This window comes from Streptomyces sp. NPDC026062 (genome assembly GCF_055568375.1).
The window spans coordinates 16,841-29,483 of record NZ_JBVHOQ010000006.1 but is presented as its reverse complement, the minus strand read 5'-3'; the positions used below and the strand labels follow the sequence as shown (position 1 = coordinate 29,483).

General features: G+C 66.9%; 10 protein-coding genes. 2 read left to right on the top strand and 8 right to left on the bottom strand.

Annotation, left to right across the window (positions count from 1 at the left end; all coding sequences use genetic code 11):
* The first annotated feature begins 193 nt into the window (after positions 1-193).
* On the top strand, positions 194-811 hold the full coding sequence (locus ACZ4LX_RS07075) for a GNAT family N-acetyltransferase (protein ID WP_467640478.1): 618 nt from the start codon (positions 194-196) through the stop codon (positions 809-811).
* Between the two features lie 125 nt (positions 812-936).
* Here the strand turns inward: ACZ4LX_RS07075 and trxA are convergent, their stop codons facing one another.
* The 7 genes from trxA to ACZ4LX_RS07040 form a co-directional block, all read right to left on the bottom strand.
* Positions 937-1,266 carry a thioredoxin gene (trxA, locus tag ACZ4LX_RS07070; RefSeq protein ID WP_219569130.1) on the bottom strand — a complete coding sequence of 110 codons (330 nt, stop codon included), beginning with the start codon at positions 1,264-1,266 and terminating at the stop codon, positions 937-939.
* A gap of 42 nt (positions 1,267-1,308) precedes the next feature.
* Positions 1,309-2,271 (bottom strand): thioredoxin-disulfide reductase, encoded by a 963-nt coding sequence (gene trxB, locus ACZ4LX_RS07065; protein WP_467640481.1) that lies wholly within the window; start codon positions 2,269-2,271, stop codon positions 1,309-1,311.
* 133 nt (positions 2,272-2,404) lie between these two features.
* Positions 2,405-2,626 (bottom strand): hypothetical protein, encoded by a 222-nt coding sequence (locus ACZ4LX_RS07060; protein WP_467640484.1) that lies wholly within the window; start codon positions 2,624-2,626, stop codon positions 2,405-2,407.
* 701 nt (positions 2,627-3,327) lie between these two features.
* On the bottom strand, positions 3,328-4,032 hold the full coding sequence (gene sigM, locus ACZ4LX_RS07055) for an RNA polymerase sigma factor SigM (protein WP_467640487.1): 705 nt from the start codon (positions 4,030-4,032) through the stop codon (positions 3,328-3,330).
* Between the two features lie 71 nt (positions 4,033-4,103).
* On the bottom strand, positions 4,104-5,819 hold the full coding sequence (locus ACZ4LX_RS07050) for a protein kinase family protein (protein ID WP_467640490.1): 1,716 nt from the start codon (positions 5,817-5,819) through the stop codon (positions 4,104-4,106).
* A 128-nt stretch (positions 5,820-5,947) separates the two neighbouring features.
* The gene (gene murJ, locus ACZ4LX_RS07045) at positions 5,948-8,113 is read right to left on the bottom strand and encodes a murein biosynthesis integral membrane protein MurJ (protein ID WP_467640493.1); all 2,166 of its coding nucleotides are present in this window, start codon (positions 8,111-8,113) and stop codon (positions 5,948-5,950) included.
* Positions 8,114-8,162: 49 nt separating this feature from the next.
* Positions 8,163-10,457, bottom strand: a complete 2,295-nt coding sequence (locus ACZ4LX_RS07040) for a DUF6049 family protein (RefSeq protein ID WP_467640496.1) — start codon at positions 10,455-10,457, stop codon at positions 8,163-8,165.
* A gap of 179 nt (positions 10,458-10,636) precedes the next feature.
* On the opposite strand from ACZ4LX_RS07040, the gene ACZ4LX_RS07035 reads away from it, so the two are divergent.
* Positions 10,637-12,079 (top strand): CCA tRNA nucleotidyltransferase, encoded by a 1,443-nt coding sequence (locus ACZ4LX_RS07035; RefSeq protein WP_467640499.1) that lies wholly within the window; start codon positions 10,637-10,639, stop codon positions 12,077-12,079.
* A gap of 133 nt (positions 12,080-12,212) precedes the next feature.
* On the opposite strand, the gene ACZ4LX_RS07030 is transcribed toward ACZ4LX_RS07035, so the two are convergent.
* Positions 12,213-12,596 (bottom strand): LppU/SCO3897 family protein, encoded by a 384-nt coding sequence (locus ACZ4LX_RS07030; RefSeq protein ID WP_467640502.1) that lies wholly within the window; start codon positions 12,594-12,596, stop codon positions 12,213-12,215.
* Positions 12,597-12,643 lie beyond the last annotated feature (47 nt).

Sequence of the window (12,643 nt, the reverse complement as noted above, 5' to 3'; positions counted from 1 at the left end):
ATGGTGACGGAAGGCAGCCCGCCTTTTGCTCTCTGCAGAAGACGGTCCGCCCTTTGCTTTCTCACGGTGTCGGCTTGATCTCTTGGTGGATACGATGCGCTCTGGTAGAGCACATCCATTGATCCACCTCCGTGAACGGAGTGCACCAACCGTCGCGCGAGGGGGCGGGTGAGGGAAATGAGGAACGACCTTCATGGGGCGTCGGCTCGCACCGCTCACGCTGGACAACCTGTCTGATCTCCCCCGGAGCTGTCGTGCCTGTGTGTTCTGGGAGCTCGATCCTGTGCGTGGTGCCGCCGCGGTCAAGGGCGGGAGGGCCGAGGAGGAGAAGGAGGCCTGGATCTCCGCTGTTCTGCTTGAGTGGGGTTCCTGTGGCCGCGTGGTCTATGTGGATGATGTGCCTGTGGGCTTCGTCCTTTACGCGCCGCCCGCCTATGTGCCGAGAGCAACGGCCTTTCCGACGAGTCCTGTCTCCCCCGACGCGGTCCAGTTGATGACTGCCCTGATCCTCCCGGGCTATCAAGGCCAAGGACTGGGCCGAGTCATGGTGCAGACGGTGGCCAAGGACTTGCTTCGCCGAGGATTCAAGGCAATCGAGGCGTTCGGGGATGCCCGGTGGAAGGAACCTGCCTGTCTGTTGCCGGCGGATCACCTTCTGGCGGTGGGATTCAAGACCGTGCGGCCCCACCCGGTGCACCCGCGGCTGAGGCTGGAGCTGCGTACGACGCTTTCGTGGAAGGAAGACGTCGAGATGGCTCTGGACCGACTCCTGGGCGTCGTGCAGAAGGAACCGGCGCTGCGGCCGCTGTGAGCACTGCGTGGTCAGGAACGCGAAACGGGCCCATCCCTCAGGGATGGGCCCGTTTCGCGTTCACCTCTCACGCTTCACGCTTCACGCTTCATGTTTCACGTGAAACGAGGAGCTGCCGTCCTGCCCTATTCGGTGATGAAGCCTTCGAGGTCGCGAAGGATCGCGGCCTTCGGCTTGGCACCGACGATGGTCTTGGCGACCTCGCCACCCTGGTAGACGTTCAGCGTCGGAATGGACATGACGCCGTACTTCGCAGCGGTGGCCGGGTTCTCGTCAATGTTGAGCTTGACGATCTCGATCTCGCCGTGCTCGGCCGCGATGGCCTCTAGAGAGGGCGCGATCTGACGGCACGGGCCGCACCAGGCAGCCCAGAAGTCCACCAGCACGGGCTTGTCGCTCTTCAGGACGACCTCGTCGAAAGAGTCGTCGGTCACGTTCTTCAGGGCGCCGGCCACGGCGGCCTCCTTAACTTCGCGGGGTGTGGGGTGAGACGTGGATCAGACGGTGGCTGCGGCGGCCGTCTCGTCGTCGGCGAGCGCGGCCAGGAAGCGCTCGGCGTCGAGAGCAGCGGAGCAGCCGGTGCCGGCAGCGGTGATGGCCTGCCGGTAGGTGTGGTCGACGACGTCGCCGGCACCGAAGACACCGGCGAGGTTGGTGCGCGTCGAGGGGGCGGCGACCTTCAGGTAGCCCTCGTCGTCGAGGTCGAGCTGGCCCTTGAAAAGCTCTGTGCGCGGGTCGTGGCCGACGGCGATGAACAAGCCGGTCACGGGAAGCTCGGACGTCTCACCGGTCTTGGTGTTGCGCAAGGTCAGAGCGGAGAGCTTCTGCTCGCCCTGCACACCGGCGACCTCGCTGTCCCAGGCGAACTTGATCTTCGGGTCGGCGAATGCGCGGTCCTGCATCGTCTTGGAGGCGCGCAGTGAGTCGCGGCGGTGGACGATGGTGACCGACTTGGCGAAGCGGGAGAGGAATGTGGCCTCTTCCATGGCGGTGTCGCCGCCGCCGACCACGGCGATGTCCTGGTCCTTGAAGAAGAAGCCGTCGCAGGTCGCACACCAGGAGACGCCGCGTCCGGAGAGTGCGTCCTCGTTGGGCAGACCGAGCTTGCGGTGCTGCGAGCCGGTCGTGACGATGACGGCCTTGGCGCGGTGAACTGTGCCGGCGGTGTCGGTGACCGTCTTGATGTCGCCGGTGAGGTCCACGGAGATCACGTCGTCCGGGATGAGCTCTGCGCCGAAGCGTTCGGCCTGGGCGCGCATGTTGTCCATGAGGTCCGGGCCCATGATCCCGTCCTGGAAACCGGGGAAGTTCTCCACGTCGGTGGTGTTCATCAGCGCGCCACCGGCGGTGACGGCGCCCTCGAACACCAGCGGCTTCAGCGAGGCGCGGGCCGTGTACAGGGCGGCTGTGTAGCCCGCGGGGCCGGAGCCGATGATGATCACATTACGCACGTCGCTCACGGGTTTCTTCCTCGTCTCTGCAGACTGCCTACTGTCCACGCCTACTGGGGTCGGTTCAACGACTCTCACCCCACCCAACGGATCCTACGGGGGATGCATTCCCGACGTGCCAGGGCGCCATCCGGCGGGATTCTCAGGGGCGTGCGTAGGCGCGCGTCAGCAGGAGCTTCCCCTTGGCCGCGGGCTCGGCCCCGACACACGCCGCGTCGACGACGTAGGCCTGGACCCTGTTTGTGTCCGTGGGGTGCGGCAGCACGACGAGGAAAGCATCGGCGCCCCGGTAGGTGCCTCGCTGCACGGCCAGGGCGACGCTGCCCCGGCCGATGCCCTGCTCCACACAGGAAGGGACCTCCACGCTCGGAGCACGGAGTGGAGCCTGGGTTGACGGGGACCCGGAGGGATCGGATGCCGACGACTCTGTGTCGGAGGAGGGGTCTCGTACCTCGTCGCTGGCTTCCTGCGGGGTGGCAGCATCCGTGCGAGAACCCATGAGGCTGCGGACCCGGTCCTCCAGAGTGCTCTGAGAAAACGTGTCCGAGCTGCGCTTCGAAAGGGCGGATCCTCCCATAGCACTGCTGTCGTCGCTGCTCTGGGACAGCTGGACATTCTGCAACAGGAAGATAGTTACGCCTACCAGGGCGGCTCCAAGAGCAGTACTGAGCACCGCAGTACGCCGATGCCGCCGCTTAGGGCGACGGCCGGGGCCCGTTCCAGCACGTGGGTGTCCGGCTGGGCGGTCTGTGAGCCCCGGGGAAGTTCCGGCAGATGCGGTTTCACGTGAAACATCTGTCGCCTCCGACACGGCTCCGGCGGATCGGGCCTCCTCAGCGAGAGCGGCATCGATGCGATCTGCGATCTCGGAAGGCATGGGCTCCGGGGCGGGCAGAGCGCCAAGCAGACTGCGGATCTCCTCCAGCGAGTCATGGACGGCGGCGCAGAGCTCGCAGTCGGCTATGTGGCGCTGGATGTCAGCCGTTCGGGAGGAGGAGAGCAGGCCCTCGGTGAGGTCGGAGATCTCGGAGACGTCCGGGTGTTGGGCCATGTCGGTCGTCGATGTCATGCGCGTCCGCCTCCGCCCTTCACTGCCGCCTGATCGCCCGTGTTTGCGTCTCTTGGTTCTGCCGGCGGTGGGACGGATGCTCTCGGCGTCCGGTTCCCTTCCGTCTGCCGTCCGTCTTCGCTGCCGCTCCCGCTGCGGAGGTGAGTGAGCTGAGGGGCCAGTCTGGCGCGTCCCCGGGCGCAGCGGCTCTTGACGGTACCGACCGGCACGTCGAGGACACGGGCCGCCTCGGCCACCGGGTAGCCCTGCATGTCGACGAGGACAAGGGCAGCGCGTTGTTCAGTGGGAAGGGTGGCCAGGGCAGCGAGAAGCTCGCGGTGGAGATCCTGACGCTCGGCCGGCTCCGCGGCGGACTCGTGCGGCTCCAGCAGTTGGTCGAATCGCTCGGGGTCGTCGACGGATGCGGTCTTCCGGGAGGACGCTTTACGGACCCGGTCGAGGCAGGCGTTGACGGTGATGCGATGCAGCCAGGTGGTGACGGCGGACTGGCCGCGGAAGGTGTGTGCGGCGCGGAACGCGGAGATCAGAGCGTCCTGTACGGCATCAGCCGCCTCTTCGCGATCGCCCAGGGTCCGCAGCGCTACGGCCCACAACCGGTCGCGATGGCGGCGTACGAGCTCACCGAAGGCGTCAGGTTCGCCGGCGACGTGGCGAGCGAGGAGGTCTGAGTCGCTGAGTGTTCCGGACGGCTCGGCGGCCACCTCCCCCTCCCTCCCTCTTTGAATCAAGGTCCGTCTGTCTATCACGGTTCAGGAGGCAGGGGGAGGGGCGATCAGCCGAGAACAGAGATCTCCGAGATTCCTCCGCGGTATCCACTGCCGGTGGTGTTCGGCGGGAGCTCCGTGATGTGGATCAGGATGTACCGCGTGCGAACGGGCTTGGCGAGGGTTTCCTTGAGGCTGCTTCCCACCGTGCCGAGCTGGGTGAGGTGTTGCGGGAAGTCTGCGAGGGACGAGGGCGCGGAGGCGTTTTCGTCCGCCGCCAGCACCTCGGTCTTCTGCCCACTGCTGTACATGGTGATGTCGATGCCGGAGACGTTCTGGACGCTCCCGAGGTCGACGACGATCCCGCTGCCGTCCTTACGGGGTGCGAGATTGCCGAAGTTCGGGTAGCCCTCGTAGCGCGGGGTGATCCATGAAGTGCCTGGTTGCCCGTCGACGGTGTTCGGTGCCTCATCCTGGCTGATGCCTGAGCCGCCAGGCATGAACTCCGCGGCATTGGCGATCTTCAGGGGCACAGCGGGCCGAGGCTTCGGCGCGTCGTTGTTCTTCGGGTTGGTCTGGGTGGTTCCCGGGGTGTCGGAGCTGCTGTCACGGTCGAGCAGCGTCTCGGCGAGCTGCCAGCTGCCGAGACCCAGCGCGGCGATGAGCAACGCGGAGACCGCCCACTTGAGCGCCTTTCCGGTGCGGCTCTGAAGCGGGGCGGGAGGCGCCACGACCGGCTGGGTGACACCGGCGCCGGGGCCGGCCGGGCGACCGTAGGTGCCCTGCTGGTACGTGGTCCGCTGATACTCGGGCGGCGCGGTGAAGGTGGGCTCGGGCGGGCGGATGCGCGGCATCGCCGCAACGGCCTTGGCAAGCTCGTCCGGGGTGGTGCACGGCTGTTCCTGGCGGGAGGCCGTGGCTCCGTCATTGGCGAGCGCCCGCATGGCGATCTCGGAGAGACCGCGGTGCACTCCGGCTCGCACCTGGTCGGGCGCGATCAGCCCCACACCCTTGGGAAGGCCGGTGAGGCCGTAAGCGTCGCTCTCGTAAGGCCAGCGCTGGGTGAGCGCGGCATACAGAAGCGCACCGATCGCCTCGGTATCGGCGCGTTGGGGTCCGTCGGAGGTGATACCTCGCAGCGCGGCGTTCACCGCGAGGCCACGGATGCGGTACTGGCCGGATGAACTGCGCAGCACCGCTCCGGGCGTGAGCCTCAGATGGGCCAGCCCCTCGCGGTGTGCGGCAGCCATGGCCTGGGAGAGCTGGCTGACAAGCTGGTAGGCGTCGTGAGCGTCCATCGGCCCCGCGCCCAGGAGGGCGGTCAGCTCGGTGGCGTCCGGAAGCCACTCGTGGACGACGTAGACGAGATCGTTCTCCTCCACGGCGTCGAGGACCTGCACGAAGCGGGGATCACCGAGAAGGGCGGACGAACGGGCCGCGGCCAGCACGGAGCGGGCTCGCGGGTGGTCTGCGGGCAGGAGGTGTACGCCCACCGCGCGGCGCAGTTTCTCGTCGACAGCACGCCAGCTGCTGAACCCGTCCAGACGGGTGACGCACTCCTCGAGCCGGTAGCGCCCGGCAAGTTTGTGCCCGCTGTGCAGATCAGGGGTCGGCACAGCGGATTCGGAGCCGCTCGGCTCGTTGTCCGTGTCCTTGGGGCCTTTGCCCGTTGATTCCTGCGCTTCTGCCGTACCGTCGCTCGTGGCCTCGTCCGCCTTCGCGGCCAGCGGCTCGTCGCCACTGTTGTCGGCCACGTCGACAGCAGCCGTGCTACGTTCCGCCACCGTCGTTCCTGCCTCCCCATCCGTTGGGCGATGCCAGCCAGCCCCGCACAGTCACGCCAATTGTGCCCACACTCCGGCGCTATGCACGACACGCGGAGTCCGGCGATGGTTGTGCGTGCCGGTGATCCTCAGCGGCCGAGCCGTCCTCGGACCATGCCGACCATGCCGTTGATCTCCTCGATCCGCATGCGTTTTGCCGCGACGAAGAAGACGCCCAGCAGAACTGCCCCACCGCAGACCAGCGCGATGAGTGAGCCTCCTGCGCCGTCGCCCAGGCCCTTGAGAAGGGCGAATCCCACACTGCCACCGACCACAGCTGCCGGAACCGCGGCGAGACACAGCCGGGCATAGGTGCGCAGCACGTGGGCACCGTCCAGATCACCGCCCAGTCGGTTGCGCAGCCGCCGCCAGGCGATACCGACCCCGACGGCGTAAGCGAGCCCGTACGAGGCGGCCATGCCGACCACAGCCCACTGAGCGGGAAGCACGACGTAGCAGACAGCCGAGGCGGCCGCGTTGACCAAGGCGACGATGACCGTGTTGTAGAAGGGCGTACGGGTGTCCTCGTACGCGTAGAACCCTCGCAGCACCACGTACTGGACGGAGTAGGGGATCAGGCCGAGGCCGAAGGCCATCAGGATGAAGCCCATGGAGCGGGCGGCCTCGGGGCCACTGGAGGCATAGAGCAGGGTGCACATCGGAACACCCAGAGCGAGGAACGTGAAGGCGACAGGCACGATGGCCACCGCCGAGTTGCGCAGGCCCTGAGAGATGTCGTCACGCACCGCACCCGGGTCGTTGTCGTGGGCAGCACGGGAGATGCGCGGCAGCAGTGCGGCCATGACCGAGACGGTGATGATCGCCTGCGGCATGCCCCAGATCAGCTGTGCGTTGGAGTAGGCAAGGAATCCCGCACCGTTCTGGCCGGATTCCTTGCCTGCGGAGGTCGCGAGCTGGGTGACGACCAGCACGCCGGCCTGGTTGGCGAGGACGAACAGAACCGTCCACTTGGCCAGCTTGACCGTCTTGCCGAGGCCGTGGCCCTTCCAGTCGAAGCGCGGGCGGAAACGGAATCCGGCCTCGCGCAGATACGGGATCATGGCCAGAGCCTGGACGACCAGGCCGAGCAGGGTGCCGATGCCCAGCAGGCGGATGCCCTCCGGCGGAATCGTCGTGACGCCCATCTGGGACTCGTGCGAAGTGCCGTATACCCAGATGAACAGGCCGAACGTGACGATCATGACGATGTTGTTGAGGACCGGGGTCCACATCATCGCGCCGAACTTCCCGCGGGCGTTGAGGATCTGCCCCATGACGACGTGCACGCCCATGAAGAAGATGGTGGGCAGGCAGTAGCGGGCGAACGTGGTGGCCACGTTGTTGGCCGCCGGGTCGGCGGCGATCGTCGAGGACATCAGGCGGATGAGCAGGGGTGCCGCAAAGACCGCTACGGCGACGATCAGCCCGAGCGCAACCATCACAAGGGTGAGCAGCCGGTTGGCGTAGGCCTCCCCGCCGTCCTCGTCGTCCTTCATCGAGCGGACGAGCTGGGGGACGAAGACCGAGTTGAGGCCGCCGCCTACCGTGAGGATGTAGATCATTGTCGGCAGGGTGTACGCGATGGTGAAGCTGTCGCCGAGGAAAGCGGCACCGAGCGCGGCAGTGATCACAAGGCTGCGGATGAAGCCGGTGAGCCGTGAGACGAGAGTTCCGGCGGCCATGACAGCGCTGGACTTCAGCAGACCGGACGCCCTGCCACCACCGGACTTCGCCGGCTGCGGGGCAGGAGCCGGAGTCGGCTCGGGCCGTTCCGGGCCCGGGGACCCGGCAGGACCCTCCTGATCCCGGAAGAGATGGGCGAACGCGTCCGGCTCCTCGCGGTTCACCGACGCCTGGGTGACGAGATCGTCCACGCCCACGAACTGGGTTGTGGCGGCATCGTCCCCGTACGGAAGGTGGCGCGACGGGCCGTCCGGCTCGGGGGGCGGGGTCTGCGCCCAGATCCGGGGGTCGGGGGGGTACTGGGCGGCCGGCGGCTGCTGGTAGAGCGGCTGCGGCTGCTGGTAGTAGCCGGGGGGTGGCGGCGGATGCGCGGCGCGGTCGTACAGCGCCTCCCCCACCGGGTCCTGGGCGGAGAGATCCTGGGACCGGTAGGGGTCGTAGCCGTAGGCCGTCTGCAGGTAGGGGTCGGCGGGCGGGGGCATCTGCTCCGGCCCGGGCGGCACCGGTGGCCCGCCGGATGACCCAGCTCCGCCCGTACCCTGACCGCGGTCACCGTCGTACGGCGCGTTCATCGAAACCCCACCTCATCGTCCCCGGCCGACCGGCCACGACAGACATCGCTCAACGGTCCACTTTCTCACCCGTGCCAGGCGGCTTCGTGCTTTCGGGACCGGTGTCCGGCGTCGGGTCACTCGGCTGCTCGGGTTGACTGCCGTCGTCGCCCGCCGCGCCGCCTGTGTTGGCGCGCTTGCGATGTGCATACATCCGGATGCCGGCGAGAACCAGGAGCAGGAGCCCTCCGGCGATCACGAGCAGCACGGTCGGAGTGAGCTCGGACACCTTCACGGTGAACGCCATCTCCTCGCCGTACGGCCGGCCGTCCTCCGTGTAGAGCTGGGCGGTCATCTGTACCTGACCGTTGATGTTGGCCGCAGCGTCGAATTTCACGGACTGGCTGTGGCCGGCGCCGACCTGGATCGGCTGCTCCGCAACTGCGCCGCCGTCGTTCAGCTCAAGACGCGTCGCATTCTCCGACTTCAACCGGAGCACCAAGTGCTTGACGTCCTGGAGCAGCCTGTTCTGCACCGTCACGGGAATCGTGGCGCTGCGGCCGGACAGGGTGACATCCGACTTCGAGATGAGCTGGACCTCGTTGGTGAGGCCCTGGAGGTAGGTGCGTACCGAGTCCCGGTACTGCTGGGCCTCCAGAGGCTTGCCCCGCCACGACGTCGACATGGAGCGGTTGATCGCGTTGCCGAAGGGGGTCACCACCCGCTCGGGCTGGGTGAGGATGACCTGGAAGTTGTCGAGAGAGGCCTGGGTGGACTTGATGTCCTGGAAGGCCTGGGTGGGCAGCTCCTGGCTGCGCAGCTTCTTCGGGTACTGGGATGCCCGGGGGACCGTGGTGGTCGCCTCAGCGTCGGGTTTCGCCGCCGAGGCCTGCAGCAGGGTCTGGGACTGAGTCCAGCGCCCGTCGTCGAGGGCGTGAAGCGCGCGGGCCATCGACTGGGCCTGGGCGATGGTCGGCATCCGCTGGGGCGCCACGACGACGCTTCGGTCCTCGTCCGTGTCCTGCTCGGACAGGGCGAGCGTGAGGGCCAGGAACTTCTGCACGGCGAGAGTGGAGTCCGCCGCCTTCGTCATGTCCCCCTGGAAGGCTGTGGAGAGCCGGGCGTCGGAGACCACCGCGGTGGTCCCGCCGCCGATGGGCCGCGCAGCGGTCGGCGTGTACAGGAGGCCCGCGGTCTCCTGGAGACTGTCGCTACGGGCGATCACATTGTGGGCACCGGCCGAAGTGGCGACATCCACGATCGACGGATCGACAGCACCGTCGACGGGCCAGGCGAAGTCGGTCGACGGCTTCAGGTGCAGGATGGTCTCCACGGTCACCCCGGCAACCTCGCTCGCCTTCTGGAGATGGCTGAGCGTGCCCGACACGTTTTTGCCGCGATGCGCGATGGATGCCAGATCGGGGTCCCCAAAGGGCAGTGCGACGACCTTGCCGTCGGACACTGCCGCTTCCAGGGAACTGAGCCACTTCTTGGCCACGGCCTGGTTCGTACCGGCAACCGTGGTGTCACCCGACTTGACGCGGTAGCTCTTGGTCATGGCGTCGACACTGGAGAGCAGATCCGGGTCGACGACCCAGGTAACGGGCAGCTGACTGCCGAGCGACACCATCCGTTCGAGACGGCCGCCCGGCGCGATCTCGGTGGCCAGGTCGTCGTCGGCGAACACCGGGGTCTGCTGCTCGTCGGAACCGGTCTCCGCAGTGAGATGCGCCGACGCGATCAGCGGCCAGAGGTAGCTGATCCCGGTCTTGGTGTCACTGTCCTTGTTCTGCCAGGGCAGGAAGGTCCGCTTGATCCCGAGCACGTGGTCGTACGGTGCGCTGGCTGTCCGGCCCGACAACGAGACGCCCAGCTGGTAGACCCCCTCGTCGTCCAGGCCCAGCTTGCTGACGGGCACGGAGAGAGTGAAGTCCTGGCTGACGCCCGATGACAGCTTGTCGAACTTGACCGTGTATTTGCCTCCCAGCGGATATGGATCCACCCCCGGGACAAATTCGGTGCGCTGCGCTGCCGCGTCGACCGACGTCCGGCCGTAGAGACGCGGGCTCACGCGCAGATCGACCTGCGCCTCGGTGACAGCTCTCTTGCCCTTGTTGGTCAAGGTGCCGGCGATGGTGAGCGTGTCCCCCTTCACAGGGGCACTCGGCGTCACGGTGTCCAGGGACACCGAGACGGTGGACCCCGTCGGAGCCTTGCTCGTCGGGTCGGCCTGCGCCTGCGGGGCGGCCACCCCGGCCAGCAGGGCGGCGACGAGTGGAGCCCCGGCGAGCGCCGCGGCGGTGCGCCGCAGCCACCGGCGGGCAGGAGGAGGACTCATCCCCTGAATGTCTGCCGCCTCGGCCACGCGTATCCGTCCCTCGTCGTCGTCAGCTGCGTCACTCGTTGTCCGTCGCTGCGTCCCCGCATGGTAACGATCTGCGCCGTGGCCAAGTGCCGGGGAGTGCGTCACATGATCGGGAGAGTCTCACAGGCGAGCGGAAACGATGACGCCCGGGCCGGTCCGGGCACGTACCCTTTTCTGTTGTGCCGAACGCCAATGAAGACAACTCCAGCGCCCTGACCCAGGTGCAGCTCCGCGCAGTCAGCGAACTGCTGCGGGTCTCCCCGGTCGCCGACGACCTCGCACGCCGATTCCAGGATGCCGGATTCAGTCTTGCCCTGGTCGGCGGCTCGGTCCGGGACGCACTCCTCGGCAGGCTGGGGAATGACCTGGACTTCACGACCGACGCACGTCCCGAGGCCGTACTGAAGATCGTCAGGCCGTGGGCGGACTCGGTCTGGGAGGTCGGGATCGCCTTCGGCACGGTAGGTGCCCAGAAGGACGGCTACCAGATCGAAATCACCACATACCGGTCAGAGGCGTACGACAGAACTTCGCGTAAGCCCGAGGTCTCCTACGGCGACTCCATTGAGGAAGACCTGGTCCGCCGCGATTTCACAGTCAACGCGATGGCGGTTGCACTGCCGCAGAAGGAGTTCGTCGATCCGCACGGCGGCCTCGCGGACCTGGCGGACCGAGTGCTGCGTACCCCTGGAACGCCCGAGGATTCCTTCTCCGACGACCCTCTGCGTATGTTGCGTGCCGCGCGGTTTGCGGCACAGCTGGACTTCGAGGTTGCTCCCGATGTCGTCGCGGCCATGACGGAGATGGCCGGCCGGATCGAAATCGTCTCTGCCGAAAGGGTCAGGGAGGAGCTCAACAAGCTCCTGCTCTCCTCGCACCCGAGGAAGGGGCTGGCCCTCCTCGTCGACACGGGACTGGCGCAGCAGGTCCTTCCGGAGCTTCCCGCGCTCCGACTGGAAAGTGACGAGCATCACCGTCACAAGGATGTGTACGAGCACTCTCTGACCGTTCTGGAGCAGGCGATCGACCTGGAGGAGGGCGGCCCGGACCTCGTTCTGCGTCTGGCTGCGCTGCTCCATGACATCGGCAAGCCGAGGACTCGGCGGTTCGAAAAGGACGGTCGGGTCTCTTTCCACCATCACGAGGTGGTCGGGGCCAAGATGGTCAAGAAGCGAATGACCGAGCTCAAGTACTCCAACGACATGGTCAAGGACGTGGCGAAGCTGGTGGAGCTGCATCTGCGCTTCCACGGGTACGGCGACGGAGAGTGGACCGATTCGGCGGTGCGCCGCTATGTGCGTGACGCGGGTCCTCTGCTGGGGAGGCTGCACAAGCTGACCCGATCGGACTGCACCACGCGGAACAAGCGCAAGGCCGCCGCCCTCTCGCGAACCTATGACGCGCTGGAGGAACGCATTGCTCAGTTGCAGGACCAGGAGGAGCTGGACGCCATCCGGCCGGACCTGGACGGTAACGAGATCATGCAGATCCTGAGCATCGGTCCTGGACCGGTCATTGGTAAGGCCTATGCGTTTCTGCTGGAACTGCGTCTGGAGAACGGGCCGATGGAGCATGACACCGCGGTAGCAGAACTGAAGAAGTGGTGGGAATCGCAAGACTGAGGCTTGCAGGCTGGTTCGGTCTTCGAGAGCGGGGGGCATGTTTCACGTGAAACATGCCCCCCCGCACACGCCAAGGGCGCTGTTTCACGTGAAACAGCGCCCTTGGCGTTCTGTCCTGCTGCCGTTTCGGGGATCAGCTACCCGGCTTCACCGGTATCAGGCAGAGCACCACACTGCTCCGGCTCTTACGCCTGCCCGAGGTCTCGCTGTACGCCACGTACTTCTCCGCGTCGCAGAGGGTCGTGTCGGAGGTGTTGTCGTGCACTTCGGCGACCTTGAACTCAGCTGCGGTCGACTCGCAGTCGGCAGACTCCATGTCAGGGCTGAAGTTGGTTCCCTTGTTCTGGAGGCAGTCACCAACAGTTGCGGCCCTGGCGTCGGACTCGAATACCTTGTCCCAGCCGAACTTCAGACCGGCAAGCACAGCGAGCGCCACCACGATGAGAATGATGTTGCGTGTGGCGAGGAATGCCTTCTTGCCGCCGGACATGTTCTGCGGCGGTCCCTGCGGAGGCATCCCCTGTGGAGGCATCCCCCGCGGAGGCATTCCCTGGGGGAACGGGC

Excerpts from the sequence above, each read along its gene's own strand:
- ACZ4LX_RS07075 (WP_467640478.1), top strand. The coding sequence starts at position 194 with ATGGGGCGTCGGCTCGCACCGCTCACGCTGGACAACCTGTCTGATCTC.
- ACZ4LX_RS07030 (WP_467640502.1), bottom strand. The coding sequence starts at position 12,596 with ATGCCTCCGCAGGGACCGCCGCAGAACATGTCCGGCGGCAAGAAGGCA.
- murJ (WP_467640493.1), bottom strand. The coding sequence starts at position 8,113 with ATGAACGCGCCGTACGACGGTGACCGCGGTCAGGGTACGGGCGGAGCT.